At 66.1% G+C, this 19,380-nt stretch carries 20 protein-coding genes; 10 read left to right on the top strand and 10 right to left on the bottom strand.

All coding sequences use genetic code 11. The features are described from left to right. The first annotated feature begins 17 nt into the window (after positions 1-17). The 3 genes from AXZ77_RS04545 to AXZ77_RS04535 all read left to right on the top strand — a co-directional run bounded on the left by AXZ77_RS04545 (position 18) and on the right by AXZ77_RS04535 (position 2,899). Complete coding sequence (locus AXZ77_RS04545) at positions 18-983, top strand: TRAP transporter substrate-binding protein (protein ID WP_098410219.1); 966 nt, start codon at positions 18-20, stop codon at positions 981-983. An 86-nt stretch (positions 984-1,069) separates the two neighbouring features. Next, complete coding sequence (locus AXZ77_RS04540) at positions 1,070-1,594, top strand: TRAP transporter small permease (RefSeq protein WP_078539870.1); 525 nt, start codon at positions 1,070-1,072, stop codon at positions 1,592-1,594. Between the two features lie 3 nt (positions 1,595-1,597). After that, positions 1,598-2,899: a TRAP transporter large permease gene (locus tag AXZ77_RS04535; RefSeq protein ID WP_098410218.1), complete on the top strand. Its 1,302-nt coding sequence runs from the start codon at positions 1,598-1,600 to the stop codon at positions 2,897-2,899. An 18-nt stretch (positions 2,900-2,917) separates the two neighbouring features. Here the strand turns inward: AXZ77_RS04535 and AXZ77_RS04530 are convergent, their stop codons facing one another. Together AXZ77_RS04530 and AXZ77_RS04525 are read right to left on the bottom strand one after the other, a co-directional pair. Continuing rightward, on the bottom strand, positions 2,918-3,427 hold the full coding sequence (locus AXZ77_RS04530) for a winged helix DNA-binding protein (protein ID WP_075776310.1): 510 nt from the start codon (positions 3,425-3,427) through the stop codon (positions 2,918-2,920). 59 nt (positions 3,428-3,486) lie between these two features. Continuing rightward, on the bottom strand, positions 3,487-4,290 hold the full coding sequence (locus AXZ77_RS04525) for a crotonase/enoyl-CoA hydratase family protein (RefSeq protein ID WP_098410217.1): 804 nt from the start codon (positions 4,288-4,290) through the stop codon (positions 3,487-3,489). A 150-nt stretch (positions 4,291-4,440) separates the two neighbouring features. On the opposite strand from AXZ77_RS04525, the gene AXZ77_RS04520 reads away from it, so the two are divergent. Next, complete coding sequence (locus AXZ77_RS04520; protein WP_098410216.1) at positions 4,441-5,445, top strand: LLM class flavin-dependent oxidoreductase; 1,005 nt, start codon at positions 4,441-4,443, stop codon at positions 5,443-5,445. Between the two features lie 75 nt (positions 5,446-5,520). Here the strand turns inward: AXZ77_RS04520 and AXZ77_RS04515 are convergent, their stop codons facing one another. The 4 genes from AXZ77_RS04515 to AXZ77_RS04500 all read right to left on the bottom strand — a co-directional run bounded on the left by AXZ77_RS04515 (position 5,521) and on the right by AXZ77_RS04500 (position 9,107). Continuing rightward, positions 5,521-6,846 carry a TRAP transporter large permease subunit gene (locus tag AXZ77_RS04515; RefSeq protein WP_098410215.1) on the bottom strand — a complete coding sequence of 442 codons (1,326 nt, stop codon included), beginning with the start codon at positions 6,844-6,846 and terminating at the stop codon, positions 5,521-5,523. Next, entirely contained in the window at positions 6,843-7,454 is a 612-nt protein-coding gene (locus AXZ77_RS04510) for a TRAP transporter small permease subunit (RefSeq protein WP_098410214.1), read from the bottom strand. The genes AXZ77_RS04515 and AXZ77_RS04510 overlap by 4 nt, the downstream gene beginning before the upstream one ends. Positions 7,455-7,526: 72 nt before the next feature. Beyond that, positions 7,527-8,546: a TRAP transporter substrate-binding protein gene (locus AXZ77_RS04505; protein ID WP_098410213.1), complete on the bottom strand. Its 1,020-nt coding sequence runs from the start codon at positions 8,544-8,546 to the stop codon at positions 7,527-7,529. A 24-nt stretch (positions 8,547-8,570) separates the two neighbouring features. Continuing rightward, the gene (locus AXZ77_RS04500; RefSeq protein ID WP_218000473.1) at positions 8,571-9,107 is read right to left on the bottom strand and encodes a gluconokinase; all 537 of its coding nucleotides are present in this window, start codon (positions 9,105-9,107) and stop codon (positions 8,571-8,573) included. Between the two features lie 108 nt (positions 9,108-9,215). Between AXZ77_RS04500 and AXZ77_RS04495 the strand changes: the two genes are divergently transcribed. From AXZ77_RS04495 to AXZ77_RS04485, 4 genes are all read left to right on the top strand, one after another. Beyond that, positions 9,216-10,238, top strand: coding sequence for a LacI family DNA-binding transcriptional regulator (locus AXZ77_RS04495; RefSeq protein WP_098410212.1), 1,023 nt, complete (start codon positions 9,216-9,218; stop codon positions 10,236-10,238). A gap of 8 nt (positions 10,239-10,246) precedes the next feature. Further along, complete coding sequence (locus AXZ77_RS19500; protein WP_176535961.1) at positions 10,247-10,396, top strand: hypothetical protein; 150 nt, start codon at positions 10,247-10,249, stop codon at positions 10,394-10,396. An 18-nt stretch (positions 10,397-10,414) separates the two neighbouring features. Beyond that, on the top strand, positions 10,415-11,461 hold the full coding sequence (locus AXZ77_RS04490) for a glycosyltransferase family 4 protein (protein ID WP_098410211.1): 1,047 nt from the start codon (positions 10,415-10,417) through the stop codon (positions 11,459-11,461). A 156-nt stretch (positions 11,462-11,617) separates the two neighbouring features. Next, positions 11,618-12,193, top strand: coding sequence for a YSC84-related protein (locus tag AXZ77_RS04485; protein ID WP_098410210.1), 576 nt, complete (start codon positions 11,618-11,620; stop codon positions 12,191-12,193). A gap of 101 nt (positions 12,194-12,294) precedes the next feature. Here AXZ77_RS04485 and AXZ77_RS04480 read toward each other — a convergent pair whose 3' ends face one another. From AXZ77_RS04480 to dsbD, 3 genes are read right to left on the bottom strand one after another with little or no spacing between them, the layout of a single operon-like run. Further along, a complete protein-coding gene (locus AXZ77_RS04480) occupies positions 12,295-12,909 on the bottom strand; it encodes a DsbA family protein (RefSeq protein WP_098410209.1) in 615 nt (204 codons plus the stop codon). Beyond that, a complete protein-coding gene (locus tag AXZ77_RS04475; RefSeq protein ID WP_098410208.1) occupies positions 12,906-13,658 on the bottom strand; it encodes a L,D-transpeptidase in 753 nt (250 codons plus the stop codon). Before AXZ77_RS04475 ends, AXZ77_RS04480 begins: the two co-directional genes overlap by 4 nt. Further along, on the bottom strand, positions 13,655-15,583 hold the full coding sequence (dsbD, locus tag AXZ77_RS04470; RefSeq protein WP_255266412.1) for a protein-disulfide reductase DsbD: 1,929 nt from the start codon (positions 15,581-15,583) through the stop codon (positions 13,655-13,657). Before dsbD ends, AXZ77_RS04475 begins: the two co-directional genes overlap by 4 nt. A 73-nt stretch (positions 15,584-15,656) precedes the next feature. On the opposite strand from dsbD, the gene AXZ77_RS04465 reads away from it, so the two are divergent. Next, positions 15,657-16,352 (top strand): response regulator transcription factor, encoded by a 696-nt coding sequence (locus tag AXZ77_RS04465; RefSeq protein WP_078569603.1) that lies wholly within the window; start codon positions 15,657-15,659, stop codon positions 16,350-16,352. After that, positions 16,325-17,662, top strand: a complete 1,338-nt coding sequence (locus AXZ77_RS04460; RefSeq protein ID WP_369679785.1) for an ATP-binding protein — start codon at positions 16,325-16,327, stop codon at positions 17,660-17,662. Before AXZ77_RS04465 ends, AXZ77_RS04460 begins: the two co-directional genes overlap by 28 nt. Before the next feature lie 199 nt (positions 17,663-17,861). Here AXZ77_RS04460 and AXZ77_RS04455 read toward each other — a convergent pair whose 3' ends face one another. Then, a complete protein-coding gene (locus AXZ77_RS04455; protein ID WP_098410206.1) occupies positions 17,862-19,196 on the bottom strand; it encodes an AarF/ABC1/UbiB kinase family protein in 1,335 nt (444 codons plus the stop codon). Between the last annotated feature and the right edge of the window lie 184 nt (positions 19,197-19,380).

Raw genomic sequence — 19,380 nt, 5'->3', positions numbered from 1 at the left:
CCCGACAGGAGAGAGATATGATCAGATTTGCTGCAAGCTTCGCGGTTGCGCTGGGGCTGGGCACGGCCGTTCAGGCGCAGACCTGGGACATGCCGACGCCGTATGGCGACACCACCTTCCACACCGTGAACATCCGCGATTTCGCCGAGGACGTGTCGAAAGCGACCGACGGCAAGCTGGAGATCAAGGTTCATTCCGCGGGCTCGCTCTTCCCGCATTCCGAGATCAAGAACGCCGTGCGCTCGGGTCAGGTGCCGCTCGGGGAGTTCTTCCTCTCGACGCTCTCGAACGAGGATCTGGCTTTCGGCGTCGACAGCCAGCCCTTCCTCGCCACCAGCTACGATCAGGCCGAAAAGCTGTGGGAGGCGCAGAAGCCCGTCATCACCAAGCTTCTCGACAAGCAGGGCCTGATGCCGCTGTTCTCGGTGCCGTGGCCAGCGCAGGGGCTTTATACCAATGGCGAGATCAAATCCGTGGACGACCTCGCGGGTCTGCGCTTCCGCGCCTATAACCCGGCGCTGGAAGAGTTTGCGACGCTCGCCAAGGCCGCGCCCGTGCAGGTCGAAGCGGTCGACATTCCGCAGGCCTTCTCGACCGGTCAGCTGCAGGCGATGATCACCTCGCCCTCGACCGGCGCGAATTCCAAGGCGTGGGACTTCGTCGACACCTACACCAAGATCGACGCCTGGCTGCCCAAGAACATCGTCGTGGTGAACAAGCGCGCCTTCGACCGTCTGAGCGAAGACGAGCAGAAGGCGGTGATGGATGCCGCAGCCACCGCGCAGACCCGCGGCTGGGAGATGTCTGAGAAAGAGGCCGCCGAGAAGACCGCCGTGATGAAGGAAAACGGTATGGCGATCGTCGATCCCAGCCCCGAACTCGAAGCCGGGCTGAAGAAGATCGGCGACGAGATGCTGGCGAACTGGAAAGAGAAAGCCAGCCCCGACGCGCTTGAGGTTCTCAAGGCCTATCAGGGCAACTGAGCCCGCCCGATCCGGCCCTTCCGCGTCCCGCGCGGGAGGGCCTTTTTCGATGCTCATCCCCACTTCAAGCGTTCGGAGCTTTCGCCATGCGTCGCCTGCTCGATCAGGTCTATCTTCTGTCCGGAGGGATCGCGGCCGTCTCGATCCTCGCGATCTGCCTGCTGGTCACGGCACAGGTCGGGCTGAACGTACTCGCCCGTCTGGGCGGTCCCGCCCTCTCCTACACGATCCCGTCCTATGCCGATTTCGCGGGCTATTTCCTCGCGACGGCAAGCTTCATGGCGCTGGCCCACACGCTGCGCCACGGCAGCCATATCCGCGTCAATCTCGTGCTGACCCGCCTGCCCGCGCGCGGCCAATGGGTGGCCGAGATCGTGGCGCTCGCGCTTGGCTTCGTGGCCAGCGTCTACGCTGTGTGGTTCGCAACCTCGCTGATGCTCGAGAGCCTGCATTACGGCGATATGTCCACCGGCATCGTCGCGATCCCGATCTGGATCCCGCAATGCACGATGGTGGTGGGGCTGGGCCTTCTGGCGCTCGCTTTCCTCGACACGCTGATCGAGAGCATCCGCGCCAAGCGCCCCGTGCTCGTCGATGATGTTTCGGAGTAAACCATGTCCGATCCGATGACCTTCGCAATTCTTCTGGGGCTGCTTCTGGTGCTGCTTGCGGGCGGCGTCTGGGTGGCGCTGTCGCTCTTGATCGTGGCGCTGGCGGGGCTGGCCTTCTTCTCCGGCGCGCCGACCGGGCTGGTGATGGCGACCACGCTTTGGGGCCACAGCCATAGCTGGCCGCTGGCGGCTCTGCCCCTGTTCATCCTGATGGGCGAGATCCTGCTCCGCTCGCGGCTGTCCGAGGATATGTTCTCCGGCCTCGCCCCTTGGCTGGGTCGCGCGCCGGGCCGCTTGCTGCATGTGAACGTGCTGGGCTGTGCGATCTTCGCGGCCGTTTCGGGCTCGTCGGCGGCGACGGCGGCCACGATCGGGCGCATGTCGGTGCCCGAGCTCACCCGCCGCGGCTATCCCGAGAGTCTGATCCTCGGAACGCTGGCGGGCTCGGCCACGCTTGGCTTCCTGATCCCGCCCTCGGTGATCCTGATCGTCTATGGCGTCGCGACCGAGCAATCCATCGCGCGGCTCTTCATCGCGGGCATCCTGCCGGGGCTGATGCTGGTCAGCCTGTTCGGCGGCTATGTCGCGCTGCGCGCCTGGATGAACCCCGCCGCGATCCCGCGCGAGGACATCACCCTGAACCTGCGCGAAAAGCTGCGGGCCTCGCGTCGCCTGATCCCGATCGTCGTCCTGATCGGCGGCGTGATCGGTTCGATCTATACCGGCGTCGCCTCGCCCACCGATGCCGCCGCCGTGGGCGTGGTCTTCTCGGTGATCCTTGCGATGGCGACGGGCAGCTTCCGTTGGCGCGACTTCAAGGAAGCGCTGTTCTCGGCCACCCGCACCAGCGCGATGATCGCCTTCATCCTGCTGGCGGCCTCGGTGCTGTCGGTCTCGATGGGCTTCACCGGCATCCCGCGCAACCTCGCGGCGTGGATCGGCACGTTCGGACTGTCGCCCACAGCCCTGCTGGCGGTGCTGACAGTGTTCTTCATCCTGCTGGGCTGCTTCCTCGACGGGATCTCGGTCGTGGTGCTGACCACCTCGATCATCCTGCCGATGGTGGAGGCCGCGGGGATCGACCCGCTGTGGTTTGGTATCTACCTCGTGCTGGTCGTCGAGATGAGCCAGATCACCCCGCCCGTGGGCTTCAACCTCTTCGTGATCCAGGGGCTGACCGGCTACAACATCCTCAAGGTCGCCCGCGCGGCATTGCCCTTCTTCGGGCTGCTGTTGCTGGCGGTGCTGCTGATCACGCTGGTGCCGGGGATCGTGACCTACCTGCCCTCGCTGATGGGCAACTGACCGAACCGACGCGCGGCCTCAGAGCGAGGAGGCCGCGCGGCTCGCCTGATCGTAATAGCCCGAGAGCACGCGCAGGGCCGAGGCGATCTCGCGCAGATCCTCACCCGCCATACCGCCTTTCTGGATCGGCTCGAGCAGGCATTCCTCGCGCACTTTCCGATAGCGTTCGCACAGCTCGCGCCCGCTTTCCGAGGTGCGGTAGAACACTTCCTTGCCGCGCTTCTCGGAATCCAGCAGACCCAGCTTCAACAGCTTGCGCAGCGCATAATTGACCGTATGCGTATCCTCGATATTCAGGAGGAAGGTGATGTCGTTGAGCCGCTTTTCGCGGTCGCGGTGATTGGTGTTGTGCAGCACGAGGATTTCGAGCGGCGACAGCTCCATCCCCGAAGCCGCCATGCAGCGCTGCATCCATCGCGCGAACGAGTTGTAGGCGATGATCATCCCGTATTCGAATTCCGAGGCTTCCCAGCCCGGCCCTTCGGCCAGATGGCGGGATGAGACGATGCGGCGTTCTCCTGCGGGCATGAGCGGCGCTCTCCTTTCGTGCGTTTACGCCCTCACCTTATAGACATTTCGCTGACATTCTATCCTTGAGAGAAATTCGGCGCGCGCTTTTGCAGGTTCGCCATCACCATTTCCATCTGCGCGGGACCGCCGATGATCTCCGCCTGCAACTCGGCCTCCAGCGCCAGCCCATCGCCGGACGGCATCGTCCATGCCTGCTCCACCATCGCCTTGCTCGCCGCCAGCGCCTCGGGGGAGCGCAGGGTAAATTCGGCGGCCATGTCGCGCGCCGCTTGCAGCGGGGCCTCGGCCACGCGCGTGATCAGCCCCAGCTTCTGCGCCTCACCGGCCTCCAGCACCCGGCCCGTCATCATCAGCTCTTTCGCGACATCCGCGCGGGTCAGTTTCGACAGGCTCTGCGAGATGCCCATATCGGGGATCAGCCCCCATTTCGCCTCCATGATCGACAGCCGCGCATCGGGCGCCGCGATCCGGAAATCCGCACCGAGCGCAAGCTGCATCCCCGCCCCGAAGGCCACCCCCTCGATCGCGGCGATCACCGGCACGGGCAGATACGCCCATCGCGTCACCGGGCGCTGAAAACGGTTCGCACCCTGCGCATCGCGTTCGGCCATCTGCGCCTTCACCCCCGCCAGATCGGCCGCGAAGCTTTGCATCACACTCAGGTCCAGCCCGGCCGAGAAACAGCCGCCCGCACCGCTCAGGATCACCGCGCGCAGGCCCTTTTGCTGCGACAGGCTCTGCGCCGCCTCGGCCAGCGCGTCGAACATCTCCAGCGTCCAGGCGTTCTTCTTCTCGGGCCGATTGAGGGTCACCTCCGCCACGCCTTGCGCGCTTACCGAAATCTGCACCGGGTCGGCCATGTCATCCTCCTCGCTTGGGTCTGCGCACTATGCAGACCCGCCGCCCCCTCGCAAAGCGGAACGCGGGGTCATAGGTAGGAGATCAACAGGCGCGCGCGGCGTTGGACAGCGCTGCGCGGCGCGCTAGCTCTGCCCCGACGGAGGTTCCCCATGCAGCAATTCTCACTTCTCGATCTGTCGCCCGTGCCCGAAGGGAAAACCGCAGCCGACGCGCTTGCGGGCACGGCCGATCTGGCACGGATGGCCGAAGACGCGGGCTATCACCGCTTCTGGCTGGCCGAGCATCACAACATGCCCGGCATCGCCAGCGCCGCGACCTCGGTGCTGATCGGCCATGTCGCCTCGGTGACCAAGACGATGCGCGTCGGCGCGGGCGGCATCATGCTGCCCAACCACGCGCCGCTGGTGATCGCCGAGCAGTTCGGCACGCTGGCCACGCTCTATCCCGACCGGATCGACCTCGGTCTGGGCCGCGCGCCCGGCACCGATGGCGGCACCGCCCGCGCCCTGCGCCGCAACATGTCGCCCGAGGACACGTTCCCTGCAGACGTACAGGAGCTGCTCGCCTATTTCAGCGACGAGGCAGAGAACTTCCGGGTACGCGCCATTCCGGGCGCAGGCACCCATGTGCCGATCTGGATCCTCGGCTCGAGCCTCTACGGCGCGCAGCTCGCCGCCTATCTCGGCCTGCCCTATGCCTTCGCGTCGCATTTCGCGCCCGACATGCTGGGCGATGCGCTCGACATCTATCGCCGCGATTTCCGGCCCTCGGCCTATCTCGACAAGCCCTATGCGATGATGGCCGCCGGGGTGTTTGCCGCCGACACCGACGAGGAGGCGCAATATCTGCGCTCGTCTCAGGTGCTGGCCTTTGCGCGGCTGCGTTCGGGCAAGCCCGGCAAGCTGCCGCGCCCGACCGAGGATCTGTCCGAGGTGCCGCCGCAGATGATGGTTCAGGTGCAGCGCGCGCTGTCCTGCTCGGCCACCGGCTCCAAGGACAAGGTGCGCGATGATCTGGCGCGCCTGATCGCGCAATACGAGCCCGACGAGCTGATGGTGACCGGGATGATCCACGACGCGGATGCGCGTCAGAAGTCCTTCAAGATCGCCGCCGAAGTGCTCAGCGAGTTTCGCGAGCAACCCGCCGCCGCCTGAGGCACGGTTCGACACTCAGACATGCAAAGAGGCGGGCCCGAAAGCCCGCCTCTTCTCGTTTCAATCCGTTTCGCTTCAGTGCCCGGTGATCGCCGGGAAGGCCACCAGCAGCCCCACCGCGAGGATCTGGATCGCGATGAAGGGCAGCAGCGAGCGGAAAATCTCGCCCAGAGAGATGTCCTTCGGTGCGACCGATTTCAGGTAGAACGCGGCTGGCCCGAAGGGCGGCGACAGGAAGCTCACCTGCATGTTCATCGCGAACACCACGCCGAACCAGACCGGATCGTAGCCGAGATCTTTCACGATCGGCACGAAGATCGGCATCGTCAGCAGCGCGATCCCCACCCAGTCGAGGAACATGCCGAGGAAGAACAGGATCGCCATCATCGTCAGGATCACGATGATCGGGGTGTCCGAGACGCCCTTCAGCAGCGACGACACGAAATCGATCCCGCCCATCAGGTTGAACACGCCGACCAGAGCCGAGGCGCCGATACCGATCCAGACGATCATCCCGCAGGTCGCGAGCGTCTGCAGCGCGGCCCCTTTGAGCATCGAGAGCGTCAGCTCGCCCCGGATGATGGTCGAGAGCATCACGCCCGCCACACCAAGCGCCGAGGCCTCGGTGACCGAGGCGATCCCGCCATAGATCGAGCCCAGCACGAAACCGATCACCAGCACCGGCAGGACGAGGCCTTTAAGCAGTTTGATCTTCTCGGACCACGGACGGTCGTCGGGCTCCGGCAAAGGCGCCAGATCGGGGTTCAGCTTCACCCGGATGATCACGAAGATCACGTAGAAGGCCGCGAGCATGAAGCCCGGAATGAAGGCCGAGGTGAACAGGTCGCCGATCGAGACATTCGCGGTCAGGCCGTAGATGATCAGAACGATCGAGGGCGGTACCATCGTTCCCAGCGAGCCGCCCGCGCAGATCACGCCGATGGCGAGCTTGCGGTCATAGCCCTGACGGATCATCTGCGGCAGGGCCAGAAGGCCCAGCAACACGATCTCGCCGCCGATGATGCCCGACATCGCCGCGAGGATGACCGAGACGAAGATCGTCTGCACCGCCACTGCACCGCGCATCCGGCCGCCGACGAGTTTCATCGCCTCGAACAGATCGCGTGCGATGCCCGATCGGTCCAGAAGCGCCGCCATCATCACGAACATCGGCACCGAGACGAAGACGAAGCTCGAGACGAAGGAATAGACGCGGCTGGTGATCAGCGGCACGGCCATCGGCCCGAACCAGCCAAGCGCGAAGATCAGCGCGACGAGCAGCGTCACGAAGGCCAGCGGCATGCCGGTCAGCAGAAGACCGATCAGCAGCGCGAAGAGAAGAACCGTGCCATAGCCGATGCCCAGCGCAGAGAGGTCGAAACTCAGCAGATGTTCGATCATTTACCCGCCTCCGATGCGAAGGCGCCGCGCAGGTAGTTCACCGCCATGACGATGAATTGCACGACCATGAGGCAGAGCACGACGAGAAGGAAAATCTTGAGATAGGCCGGGAATGGCGGATCCCAGGCGCTGCCCGAAGTCTCGAAATGGACCTCGCCACCGGGACGGAAGGTCGCCTTCATCACCATGCCATAGGCGGCCCAGGCGAAGAAGCCAGCCGCGAAGAGGCAGATCAGCGAGATGATCGCGTCGAGAACTCGCTTCGCCCGGCCGGTGACCATGTCGTAGATCAGGACGACGCGGATATGGCTGTTGCGCACGACGCAGTAGAGCCCGCCATAGACGAAGGCCATCGCGCAGAGGAAGATCGTCGTCTCATGCGCCCAGATCGTCGGGCTGTCGAAGCCGTAGCGCAGCACGACCTCGTTCAGAAGGATCAGCGCGGAGGCGATGATGCCAAGCGCGAAGACGATGCCCACCGCGTTGATCGCGCGGCCGAGGATGCCCGCCTCGGGGATGGTCGCCGCCTCGTCCTCGTTTTGCACCGGTTCCGGCGTGTGCGGATCATGTGCGGGGTGATCCACCCCGGTCTTATCGGGTTGTGACATTGCAAAAACCGCTGCTGTCAGGAAACAGGAAAAGATGCGGGGCCGCGATCGCAGCCCCGCACCGATAGGGTATCAGAGAAGGTTGTTCTTCTTCAGATAGGCGGTCAGGACGTCATAGACGTGCTGCGCCTTGTCCGACTTCTTGGCAACCTTTTCCCACTGGGTGATCGCGATGCGGCGGAACTTGGCGCGCTCCTCATCCGACCAGTTGTGGATGTGGATCTTGCCGCCCGCTTCGGCCTTGGCCACGGCCTTCTTGTCGGCCGCTGCGAGATCGCTGACCTCGTTGGTCGCGAATTCCTTCACCGACTCCTGGAAGGCTTTCTGCAGGTCGGGCGACAGGCTGTCCCATTCCTTCTTGTTCATCGCGACGCCCACGAGCGGCATCGAGTGGAAGCCCGGATAGACCGGGTTCGGCGCGATGTCGTTGAGGCCCTGCGCCTGGTTGGTCGAGAACACGGTGTAGTCGGCCGCATCGATCACGCCCTTGTCGAGCGCGGTGTAGACTTCCGAACCCGGCAGGTTCACCGGAGCCGCGCCAGCCGCCGCGAAGACGTCCTGCACGAGACCTTCCGGCGCGCGCATCTTCAGACCCTTCAGATCCGCCACGCCGTCGAGCGGCACTTTCGAGACGAGCGACTCGAGGCCCGTCGTGGTCGAGCCAACGTAGTGCACGCCATAGGGTTCGAACAGGTCGTTCGCGAGTTGCTGGCCACCGCCATTGTTCATGAAGTCCAGCAGCTGATCGGTGCTCGACCATGCGCCGACCGGGTTGCCCAGAAGCGAGAAGGCAGGGTCTTTCCCCGCGAAATAGGAGATGTCGGTGACGATACCGTCGATGATGCCGGCGCCGGTCGCGTCCAGCGTCTCGTTATGTTCGACGACGGAGCCCACGGGCATCATCTCGACCTGAATCTGGTTGTCGGTGCGCTCCGCGAGGTCCTTCGCCCAGTTCTGCTGCAGCTCGAAGTTCGGGTTACCCGCCGGGTCCGAGCTTTGGAACTTGTACTTGTGGGTTTCGGCATTCGCGGCGCTGGCCAGCGCCACGATAGCGACGCTCGCGAGGGCGATTTTACGGATCGGTTTCGTCATGGTGTCCTCCCTTAAAAGACGAAATCAAACTTGTGGGGCCGTGAGGCCCCAGGCGTTCAATATCTGCGCACAAAGCGCCTCTGGCGCTTCGCGGATATCGCAGCTCAGCGGGGCCTCGTCGGGCCCCGGCATTTCCAGATCGGCCAGCTGACTGTCGAGCAGCGCGATCGGCATGTAGTGGTTTTCGCGCGCGGCCATCCGCTGGGCGATCAGGTCGCGCGGCCCGGTGAGATGCGCGAGATGCATCACGCCGAGGCTCTGGCGCAGGCGATCCCGGTAGGAATGCTTGAGCGCCGAACAGGCGAAAACGACCGTCCGGCCGTCGCGCCCCGCCTCGATCACGCCCTTCGCCACGAGGTCGAGCCAGTCCCAGCGCATCTCGTCGTTGAGCGGCAGACCGGCGGCCATATGCGCGACATTCTCGGGCGGATGGAAATCGTCAGCATCGAGGAACACGCCGTCCACCGCTTGCGCCACGCGCTGCGCCACCGTCGTCTTGCCGGTGCCGCAAACGCCCATCACAAGGACTGGTATCGCGTTTGCGCTGCTGCTGCTTGCCATCTTGCCTTACCGGGTTCACAGGTGTTTCTTGGACACAGAGGCGTAATGTAAGCGGTTACATTCGTCAATCGCGCTTTTCGAAGAGAGACGCGCCCCAGGGGAGAGGCAATGAATAAAAATAAGGAAAACAAGTCAGTTACGATGCGCGACGTCGCCGACCATGTCGGTGTAAGCGTTGCCACTGTTTCGCGCACCCTGCGCAATCCCGAGGTCGTCTCGCCGGCCGTGAGGGACAAGATCGCCGCCGCAATCGAATCGCTCGGCTACCTGCCGGACCCTGCGGCCCGCGCGCTCGCCTCGACGCGGTCGGACATTATCGGGGTGATCCTGCCCTCGGTGTCGAACAACGTCTTCGCCGATGTGATGGACGGGATCTATTCCGCGGTCGAGGGTACGCATCATTCGGTCCAGCTTGGTTATTCGCGCTACGCGCCGCTGTCGGAAGAGAACCTGATCCGCGTCTTCCTGCGCCAGCGCCCCGCCGGGCTGATCGTGGCCGGGGTCGATCAGACCGAGGCCGCGCAGGCGCTGTTGCGCGAGGCGGGCTGTCCGGTCGTGCAGATTATGGAGACCGGCAGCGCCCCCTATGACCGGATGATCGGGTTCTCGCATTACGACGCCGCCCGTGCCGCCACCGCGCATCTGATCGCGCAGGGTTACCGCCGTCCCGGCTTCCTTGGCGCGCGGATGGACCCGCGCACGCAGCGCCGCCTGCACGGGTTCCGCGACGAATTGCGCGCGCATGGCATTGAGGAAGGCAAGCGCATCCAGACGACCACTCGCCCCTCCTCGGTGACGCTGGGCAGCCATCTACTAGCGCAGTTGATGGATCTCGCCCCCGAGACCGACGCAATCTTCTGCATCAATGACGACCTCGCCCTTGGCGCGATGTTCGAAGCGCAGCGCCGCAACCTGCGCATTCCCGACGATCTGGGCATCTGCGGGTTCAACGATATGGAGATGATGGCCGCCGCGGAGCCCTCGATCTCCTCGGTGCGCACCTTCCGCCGCGAAATGGGCGAGGGCGCGGTGCAACTGATCCTCGATGCGCTCTCGGGGAGTGCCACGCAGGAAAAGATCGTCGACCTCGGTTTTCAGATCGTGCAGCGTCGATCCACGCGCGGGCGCTGAGCGGGCTGATGGCACTGACCGCCTCGACCTCGGATTACGGAATGCTGTGGAGTTCGGTTGTCCTCCTCGCCCTCGTGGCGGTCGCGGCCTATCTCGCAATCGAGCGGGTCGAACGCGCGGTGCTGCGCCGCGACGGGGCCGAGCAACGCGCCAGATAAGATCGGGAGAGACACGACATGACGCCAGCCGTTTTCGCCATTCCGGGCGACATCACGCAACTCACCGGCGGGTTCATCTACGAGCGCAAGCTGCTCGAGGCGCTGCGGGCCGAGGGCCGCCGCGTGGAGCATCTGGAACTGCCGCCCGGCTTCCCCGATGCGACGCCCGAGGAGACCAAGACCGCGCGCCGCCAACTGACCGCCATTCCCGCGGATGTGCCGGTGATCCTCGACGGGCTGGTCTTCGGGTCGATCGACCCGGAGGTGCTCGACGCGATGACCGCGCCCGTGATTGCGATGCTGCACCATCCGCTGGGGCTCGAGACCGGGCTGACCGAGGATCGCGCGCGCCATCTGCTGAAACGCGAGGCGGAGAACCTGCGCCGCGCCGCCCATGTCGTCGTGCCGAGTCCGCATACCAGCGCCATTTTGCAAAAGGAGTTCGGCGTCGCGCCGGAGCGAATCTCGATCGCCCTGCCGGGCTTCGACCGTCCGCCGGTGCTGGAGAGCGCGAAAGCCACGCCGCCGCTGATCCTCGCGGTCGGGCTATTGGCGCCGCGCAAGGGGCATGACGTGCTGATCGACGCCTTGGCGGAGATCGCCGATCTGGACTGGCGCGCGCAGATCGTGGGCAGCGCGCAGGACCCGGAGGTCGCCGATGCGCTCGCGGCGCGGATCGCACGGCTCGGGCTGAGCGAGCGGGTGCAGCTTGCAGGACGGATGGAGCGCGACGCTCTGGACACCGCCTATCGCGCGGCCTCGATCTTCGCGCTGGCGACGCGCTACGAGGGCTACGGGATCGTCTTCGGCGAGGCGATGCAGCACGGGCTGCCCATCGTGACCTGCCGCACGGGCGCGGTGCCCGACACGGTGCCGCCCGATGCCGGGTTTCTCGTGCCGGTCGATGCGCATCTCGACTTTGCGGAAGCGCTGCGACAGCTTCTCCAAGACGCAGAATTGCGGGAGCGAATGGGCGCGGCCTCGGCGGTGGCGGGAACCGCCCTGCCGGATTGGCGCGACACCGCGGCGATCATGGGCGCGGTGCTCGACAGCCTTTCCGCGTAACGAAAAGAGCGGCCTCGCCTCCTTCCTCCGGGCGCGCGAATTCGCGGATCGCGCCCTCGGTTCCGACACGATTTTTTGCCTTATGTGATTGATCCGAAAAGGAACGTGCAGCCTGCGGGTCCGTTTCAGCCTCGTAATTTCAAAAGGAGGCATCTCATGAAATCCAAGACCCGCACCCTCACCGCTGGTATCGCCGCAACCCTGATGGGCACGATGGCGCTCGCAGGCTCGCCCGCCAATGCGATGGACCACGCGAAAGGCGTTCAGCCGCGTCCGGATCTCGACAAGCACGTGGCCGCTGCGCTCCAGCAATGCGCCAGCCTCCAGGAGACCTGCCAGCAGGTCGCGACCAATTCCGCAGCCGTTCTGGTCTTCCCCGAAGTGACCACGGTCGACCTCGGCATCGGCGGTTCGGGCGGCTCCGGCGCGCTGATCGAGAATGGCAAGGTTCAGGGCTATTACGACATCGGCAAGGCGTCGGTCGGCCTCCAGCTCGGCGCCAAGCAGGCGAGCCAAATCTACGTCTTCCCGACCAAGAAATCGGTCAGCGAAGTGCAGAATGGCGGCGAATGGCATGTCGGCGCGGGCGCGGGCATCACCGTCGTCAACGCCAATGCGACCGCGAATATCGAGACCGGCAAGCCGCGCGTCTATGTCTTCGACAGCTCGGGCCTGAACGGCGGCGCGAAGGTCAGCACGCTGCGCATCTGGAAAGACGGCGACAACAGCTAATCGCAGGCGTCTTCCCCATCCGGGGGAGGCCCGCGATGAGGAAGGCCCCGGGGTTTGCTTCACCCCCGGGGCCTTTTGTTTGTCCGACGAAGTGGTGCGGCTCAGGCCTGGCGCGCGTCGCTGATCGCCTTGCGCAGCGTGTCGGCATCGACGGCACCGGGATAGACGTCGCGCCCGACGATATAGGCGGGCGTGCCACGCAGACCGATCGCGACCGCCTGCCCGTCATTGCGCGAGAGCAGCGCGTCGATCTCCTTGCGGTTGGCCTTATAGCCCGCCATCGCCTTGTCGGGATCGACACCGGCCTCGGAGAGCGTCTTGTCGATCAGGTCGTTCGACAGCTTGCCTTGCGTCGCCATCAGCGCCTCGAGGCCTGCTTCGTATTTACCCATGCTCTGCGCGCCCAGCACCAGTTGCGAGGCATAGACCGAAGGCGCGCCGAAGATCGGCCAGTCCTTCATCACGACGCGCAGATTGCCGTCCTCGCGCATCACCTTCTCGACCACCGGGTGGTTCGATTTGCAGTAGGGACACTGGTAGTCGAAATACTCGACCAGCGTGATGTCGCCATCCGGGTTGCCAAGCGCGGGCGCCTTGGGATCGTGGAACACCGCTTCCGGCGAGATGTCGGCCTGCGCGAGGCTCGCCGTCGGCAGGATCAGCGTGGAGCCCGCGGCGACGCCTGCGAGGGTGAGGAAATTTCGGCGATCGATCATGTGTCGTCTCCTGTGGTTTGGGGGAAATCTTCAGGGGAGTAGGGAACGGGCGGCAGCGGCTGGCCCGGCGGCACCGTGCCCTTGCCGCTCTCGGCACGGGTCAGCACGACGACATGGGTGCCGGAGCGGACGCGGTCGGCGAGGTCGATGATGTCCTGATTGAACAATCGGATGCAGCCCGCCGAGGTCGCCTTGCCGATTGAACTGTCATCCATCGTTCCGTGAATGCGGTAGAGCGTGTCCTTGTTCCCCCGATGCAGGTAAAGCGCCCGCGCGCCGAGCGGATTGTCGAGGCCACCGGCGAGCCCGTCCTTCACCGGGCCGTATAGCTCGGGGTCTTCCTTGATCATGCTCTTGGTCGGCGTCCAGCTCGGCCAGTCGCGCTGATAGGGGATATGTCCCTCGCCGGAAAAGCCGCGCCCGTCCTCGCCCACGGCGACCGTGTAGCGCAGCGCGCGGTTGTTCTTCTGCACGAGGTAGAGCTTGCGCGCCCAGGGGTCGACGACGATCGTGCCGGGCGGTTCGTCGGTCCAGTAATCGACCTCCTGACGGGCTTTCTCTTCGCTCAGCAGTTTCGGGTCCACCGCAGGGATCGTGCGCCCGTCATTCTCCATCGCGCCGTAGATCGCCTTCACGCGCGCGCTCAGCTGCGGCGCTTGCGGCGCGGGTTGCGGGGCCGGGCTGGGAGGCTCGGGCGCGCAGGCCGCGAGGGCGATCAACGCGAGCGGGGCGAAGCGGATAAGGTTCATTGAGCGATCTCCGAGAGCGAGGTCGTGAGTTTCGGCGCGGTCACATCCCCGATCAGCCGGGTGCCCTGCGCCTCCGAATGGTCGGGACTGAGGAAGATCAGCGTCGGCGGGCCGATCACGCCCAACTGCTTGAGAAGCGCCTGCTGCGGCGCGCCGGTCTTGGTCACATCGACCGCGATGGGCGTGACGTGGCGCAGCGCGGCCTGCACCTGCGGGTCGGGGATCACCTCGCGCGCAATGGTCGCGCATTCGGTGCACCACTCGGCCGTGGTGATCAGCATCACCGGCGCGCCCTTCGCCGCGGCGAGCGCGGAATCGAGCGCCTCGGGCGTCTCGACATGGGCGAAGTCATCCTCCGTCAGCACGTCCGACGTCGCGGCCATGACTGTCTGGCCTGCCGTGAAGGGTGCAAGCGGCCGCAGCGGATCGGCGGCGCCGCTTGCCGCGCCGATACCTTCGAGCGCACCGGCCAGCAGCGCTGCGACACCCAGCGCGCCGCCCACGCGGCGCAGGCCCGAGCTTTCCGGTCCGAACCGGTCGCGACCGCCCAGGGCCACGCCTGCGCCGATCAGCAGCAGCGCCCAGAGCGCGAGGATCGCAGGCCCCGTGACGACGCGGCTCAACAACCAGATCGCCACGCCAAGGAAGACGAAGCCGAAGGCGCGGTTCACGCCGACCATCCATTCGCCCATGCGCGGCAGGATCGCCGAGCCGAAGAGCCCCACGGCCATCAGCAACACGCCCTGCCCCAGCCCCAGCGCAAACAGCGCCGAGGCCCCGAGCCCCGCATCGCCCGTCTGCGCGATATAGAGGAAGGCCCCTGCCAGCGGGGCCGTCACGCAAGGCCCGACGATCAGCGTCGAGGTGAAGCCGAGGATCGCCGCGCCTGCCAGCGTACCGCGCGGCCCCTGAACGGAACTGACCTTGTTGGTCAGCGCCTGCGGCAGGCGCAGCTCGAACAGGCCGAAGGAAGACAGTGCGAGAACGGCGAACAGCAGCGCGAGCGCGATCACCGTCGCAGGCGCCTGCATCAGGAATTGCAGGTTCTGCCCGGACCACGCCGCGACGATGCCCAGAAGCCCGAAGGCCACCGCCATCGCCAGCACATAGGTCCCGGTCAGCGCCAGCCCGCGCGCAGGCGTCAGGTCTTTGCCTTGCGCGCCAAGCATCCCGGCGACGATCGGCACCATCGGCAGCACGCAAGGCGTGAAAGCCAGAAGCAGACCGAAGCCGAAGAAGGACGCCACGACCAGAGCCCAACCGCCCTTCGCCGCGATCCCCGCGACGAGGCCGTCATCGGAGGAGAGGCTCAGGCTGTTTCCGCTCCCTTCGGAGGCGGATGCGGGGGACGAAGGGCTCTCTGCCTCGGAACGCGCTGCAGGCGCGGAGGACGCGTCGCTCTGCGCATAATCCGGCACTCCGGCGGCCTGGTTCGATTGCGCCGCGCCGGATGCGGGTGCAGTCGCGGCCCCGCCCGGAGGCACAATCTCGCGGCTTTGCGGCGGGTAGCACAGCCCCTTTTCCTCGCAGCCCTGCCAGTGCAGCGTGAACGGGCCGGAAATGTTGCTCACCACGGCCTCGGTGCGATCGTGCCAGACCTCGACCGTGCCGAAATTCGGATCGTCCTTCATCTCGCCCGGCTGCGTCTCGATCACGGGCGCATCGCCGCCCTCGGCGCTCACCGTCAGATGCTCGCGATAGAGGTAATAGCCCGGCGCGATATCGAAGGAGACCGCAAGCGTTCCGTCCTCCTGCCACTCGGTCTCGACCTGAAACGCCTCTTCGGGCGACAGCGGACCGCTGCCTCCCTTGGGCTTCAGAAGATCGAAGCTCTGCGCCGCCGCAAGGCCGGGCAACAGCAATGAGACCAGAAACACGCCCCAGAGGGCGCGCAGCGATGGACGGGAAAGAGCCTTTGCGTTCATGTTGGCCGGATCGCGGGCGAAGCTTAAGTCAGTCTTAAGATTCGTGCGGTGTATCCGCCGCGAAGGAGAAAAGATGCGCATACTCGTCGTCGAAGATGACAGCATATTGGCGGATGGCCTGCGGGTCGGGCTCGGCATGGCCGGGTTCACCGCCGATGTAGTGTCCTGCCTTGAGGACGCCCGCGCCGCGCTGGCCGGGGCGGAGTATCGCGCGCTCGTGCTGGATCTGATGCTGCCCGATGGGTCCGGGCTCGAACTGCTGCGCGAGTTGCGCGCGGGCCGCGCCGGGCTGCCGGTGTTGCTGCTGACCGCGCGCGATCAGGTCGAGGACCGGGTCGCGGGGCTGGATGCGGGCGCGGATGACTATCTCGGCAAGCCTTTCGATCTCGACGAGCTGGCCGCCCGGCTGCGCGCCCTTTCGCGTCGGTCGGACGGGCGGGCCGCGGCGCAGATTTCCCATGCCGGGCTGGAGCTCGACCCCGGCACCCGCAGCGCGGCCTTCAACGGCCAGCCGCTGAAACTCTCGCGCCGCGAATTCGCGGTGTTGCAGGCGCTGGCCGAACGCCCCGGACGGGTGCTCGCAAAATCGGACCTCGAAGACCGGCTATACGGCTGGGACGAAGAAGTCGAGAGCAACGCCGTCGAAGTCCATATCCACCATCTGCGCGCCAAGCTCGGGCGCGATTTCATCGAAACCCTGCGCGGCATCGGCTACCGGCTGCGCCCAGAGGAGACCTCGCCATCTCGCTCCGCCTCCGCCTCTTCCTGATCCTCACCGGCGCGACGCTGGCCGTCTGGCTGTCCGCCGTCTTCTGGATCGAGCACTCCACCCGCGCCGAGGTGACGCGGGTGCTCGATGCGCGGCTGGTGGAGGCGGCGCGGATGGTCTCGTCGCTGGTCTCGAAAAACCAGATCGCGCTGAACCGCGACAACCCCGCGCAGGTCGCGCTGCCCGAGAGCGACAGCTACGAGCATCAGCAATTCTGCCAGATCTGGTCCTTTACCAATGGGCTTGTCGGACGCTCGAACGGCGCGCCGCGTGCGCAGATCGTGCCCGCCGACGCGACCGGGTTTCGCAATGTGACGCAGGAGGGCAAGGCGCTGCGGGTCTATACGATCGTCGATCCCGATTTGGGCGGGCAGGTCACGGTGGGCGACAGTCTCGCGATGCGCAACCGGCTGGTGCGCGACGTGATCGCCGGGTTCCTCTGGCCCGCGCTGGTGATCCTGCCGGTGATGTGGGGGCTGATCTGGTTTGCGATCTCGCGCGGGCTGGCCCCGCTCGACCGCTTCGCCCGCGATCTGGAGGCGCGGCCCAGCGAGGATCTGCGCGCCCTGCCCGGCACGGCGCGACAGCCCCGTGAAATCCGCCCGCTTGCAGGCGCGCTCGACGACCTTCTGGCCCGGCTCGCCGCCGCCCGGTCGCGCGAACGCGAGTTCATCGCCTATGCCGCACATGAGATGAAAACGCCGCTCGCCGGGCTGAAGACGCAGGCCCATATCGCGCGCCATGCGCCCGATACCGACACGCGCGAACACGCGCTCGCCGCGATCTCGACTTCGGTGGACCGGACCGACCGGATGGTGCGCCAACTTCTCGATCTGGCGCAGGTGGACAGCCGCGAGGCACGTGCCACGTCGGTCGAGCTGAACGGGCTCCTGCGGCAGGTGCTGGGCGATCTGGCGGGGCTGGCCACGCGGCGCGGCGTGACGCTGGAACTCGACAGCGCGCCGGACGCGCCGACGGTGGAAGGCGACCCGCTGCTTCTGTCGCTCGCCCTGCGCAACCTGATCGAGAACGCGGTGCAGGCGAGCCCGGACGGGTCGGCGATCAAGGTCAGCGTGACCACCTCCGGCGATACGCTTCTGGTCGACATTCACGACCACGGACCGGGCCTGCCGCCCGAGATCGCGCAGCAGGCAGGGCAGAAATTCGTCAAGGGCAAGGGCGCGGATGCGAGTGGCTCGGGCCTCGGCCTTTCGATCGCGCACGACGCGCTGACCCGTCTGGGCGGCGCGCTCAGCTTCGAGATGCGCCCGGACGGGCATCACACGCGGGTCGATCTGCCTGCCGCGTGAGGCGTGGCGTCGCTCCGGCGCGTCGTGCATCGCCTCGCAATACTGCGCGACATCGAGCTTGGTATGACCCGCACTCGCGAAGCCGATTTGGTCACGGAATGAACTGCGACGGGGATGCTGACCCGCGTCAGTCAAAGCCGGCCTTTGCCGGATAGCGCACGCGGCCATGTCCGCTTCTTATGCTCGCCCCGCGCGGGCACTACCCCCCTGCCGCCTCCGCATAGGGCCGCACCATGTCGATCAGCGGCACCTGCGCGCGCATCCGCACGCTGAGAAGCGCGGTACCGCTGATCTTGCGCTGCACGAAGAGCGTGTGCGCGGGCGGCAGGTGCCAACTGGATCGGTCGGCCATGATCGGGGCGGCGGTCGCGCGCAGCGCCTCCACGAAGCTGCGATCGGAGAAGTCGAACAGCGCGCCGGGCGCACGGCTATCCGCGATATGGGCCACCAGGATATCGATCATCTTGTCAAAAGCAGCGCCATGCCGCGAAAGCTGCGCCTCGGAGACAAAGCCGATCTCCAGCAGTCCCGCCCGCAAACCCGCACGATCCTCGGCCAGCACCGCTTGCAGCAGGCGGCGATAGGCGGCGGCGGTCTCCGGGCCGACGGAGCGCGCAGCCCCGAAGTCGAGAAGCACGATCCGCCCCTCATCGGGCTGCCAGCGGAAATTGCCGAAATTCGGATCGGTCTGCATGTAGCCGAAGGTGAACACCTCGCGCAGCAGCAGGTCCAAAAGCGCGCTCATCACCTGATCGCGCTGCGGCTGATCTGCCTCGGTCAGCGTCTCGATCGGGCGGCCGGGTAGGAAATCCATCGGCAGGATCGTCGGACGCAGCAGATCGTCGATCGGCTCGGGGAGCACGAAACGCGGGTCATCGGCGAGCAATGCGCGATAGCGGCGCATCTGCTCGGCCTCGCGCAGATAGTCCGCCTCCTCATGCAATTGCCGCTTCGCCTCGGCCAGAAGCGGCGCGAGATCGAGCCCCGCAGGCAGCAGCCCCGAATAGCGCAACAGCGTGGCGACATTGTCGATATCGGCGTCGATACTGTCGGCCACGCCGGGATATTGCACCTTCACCGCCAGTTCGCGCCCCGAGGGCAGAACCGCGCGATGCACCTGCCCGATGGAGGCCGCCGCGATGGGCCGGGATTCGAACCGGGCGAACCGCTTGCGCCAATCCGGCCCCCATTCGGCGATCAGGATACGGTCGAGCTGTTTCGGCGGCATCACATCCGCCGCCTCGCGCAGCCGCGCCAGTATCTCGGTCAACTCGGCGGGCAGCACATCGCCCGCATCGAGCGAGATCATCTGGCCGAGCTTCATCGCAGCCCCGCGCAGCCGTCCCAGCTGGTCGCTCACCCGGCGCGCATTGCCCGGTGTCAGCACCAGATCGGAAAGCTGCGGCCGCTCGCCCCTGGCCCAGCGCTTCGCGCCCTCGCCGAGCGCCCCTGCGGCAACCCCGCCTGCCATCTGGCCGAAAGCGGCGAGACGGCTGATCCTTCCCTTGGGCACACGGCGCGCGCGGTCTGTCATGCGGGGTCTCCTGTCACGTGGGTATTCAGGATACGCAAGGCTGGGCGTTTCGGCCCAGTCGTATCCGACACGCGCGCGGAAGGCATCGCGGGACGGGGCGGGCTGGACGTTTGTCGCGCGGGCACATTTCCCTTACGAAGTGGCTGGCAGGCGTGAAGAGGGGCGCGGTCACCGGGTTGTGCGC

It is taken from the genome of Thioclava sp. ES.031, assembly GCF_002563775.1.
Taxonomy (GTDB): Bacteria; Pseudomonadota; Alphaproteobacteria; order Rhodobacterales; family Rhodobacteraceae; genus Thioclava.
Note: the sequence above shows the minus strand (reverse complement) of the source record. Positions and strands in the feature narration are given on the sequence as shown.

Bases quoted from the DNA above. Each gene is read 5' to 3' on its own strand.
- AXZ77_RS04545 (WP_098410219.1), top strand. From the start codon at position 18: ATGATCAGATTTGCTGCAAGCTTCGCGGTTGCGCTGGGGCTGGGCACG.
- AXZ77_RS04540 (WP_078539870.1), top strand. From the start codon at position 1,070: ATGCGTCGCCTGCTCGATCAGGTCTATCTTCTGTCCGGAGGGATCGCG.
- AXZ77_RS04535 (WP_098410218.1), top strand. From the start codon at position 1,598: ATGTCCGATCCGATGACCTTCGCAATTCTTCTGGGGCTGCTTCTGGTG.
- AXZ77_RS04530 (WP_075776310.1), bottom strand. From the start codon at position 3,427: ATGCCCGCAGGAGAACGCCGCATCGTCTCATCCCGCCATCTGGCCGAA.
- AXZ77_RS04525 (WP_098410217.1), bottom strand. From the start codon at position 4,290: ATGGCCGACCCGGTGCAGATTTCGGTAAGCGCGCAAGGCGTGGCGGAG.
- AXZ77_RS04520 (WP_098410216.1), top strand. From the start codon at position 4,441: ATGCAGCAATTCTCACTTCTCGATCTGTCGCCCGTGCCCGAAGGGAAA.
- AXZ77_RS04515 (WP_098410215.1), bottom strand. From the start codon at position 6,846: ATGATCGAACATCTGCTGAGTTTCGACCTCTCTGCGCTGGGCATCGGC.
- AXZ77_RS04510 (WP_098410214.1), bottom strand. From the start codon at position 7,454: ATGTCACAACCCGATAAGACCGGGGTGGATCACCCCGCACATGATCCG.
- AXZ77_RS04505 (WP_098410213.1), bottom strand. From the start codon at position 8,546: ATGACGAAACCGATCCGTAAAATCGCCCTCGCGAGCGTCGCTATCGTG.
- AXZ77_RS04500 (WP_218000473.1), bottom strand. From the start codon at position 9,107: ATGGCAAGCAGCAGCAGCGCAAACGCGATACCAGTCCTTGTGATGGGC.
- AXZ77_RS04495 (WP_098410212.1), top strand. From the start codon at position 9,216: ATGAATAAAAATAAGGAAAACAAGTCAGTTACGATGCGCGACGTCGCC.
- AXZ77_RS19500 (WP_176535961.1), top strand. From the start codon at position 10,247: ATGGCACTGACCGCCTCGACCTCGGATTACGGAATGCTGTGGAGTTCG.
- AXZ77_RS04490 (WP_098410211.1), top strand. From the start codon at position 10,415: ATGACGCCAGCCGTTTTCGCCATTCCGGGCGACATCACGCAACTCACC.
- AXZ77_RS04485 (WP_098410210.1), top strand. From the start codon at position 11,618: ATGAAATCCAAGACCCGCACCCTCACCGCTGGTATCGCCGCAACCCTG.
- AXZ77_RS04480 (WP_098410209.1), bottom strand. From the start codon at position 12,909: ATGATCGATCGCCGAAATTTCCTCACCCTCGCAGGCGTCGCCGCGGGC.
- AXZ77_RS04475 (WP_098410208.1), bottom strand. From the start codon at position 13,658: ATGAACCTTATCCGCTTCGCCCCGCTCGCGTTGATCGCCCTCGCGGCC.
- dsbD (WP_255266412.1), bottom strand. From the start codon at position 15,583: ATGAACGCAAAGGCTCTTTCCCGTCCATCGCTGCGCGCCCTCTGGGGC.
- AXZ77_RS04465 (WP_078569603.1), top strand. From the start codon at position 15,657: ATGCGCATACTCGTCGTCGAAGATGACAGCATATTGGCGGATGGCCTG.
- AXZ77_RS04455 (WP_098410206.1), bottom strand. From the start codon at position 19,196: ATGACAGACCGCGCGCGCCGTGTGCCCAAGGGAAGGATCAGCCGTCTC.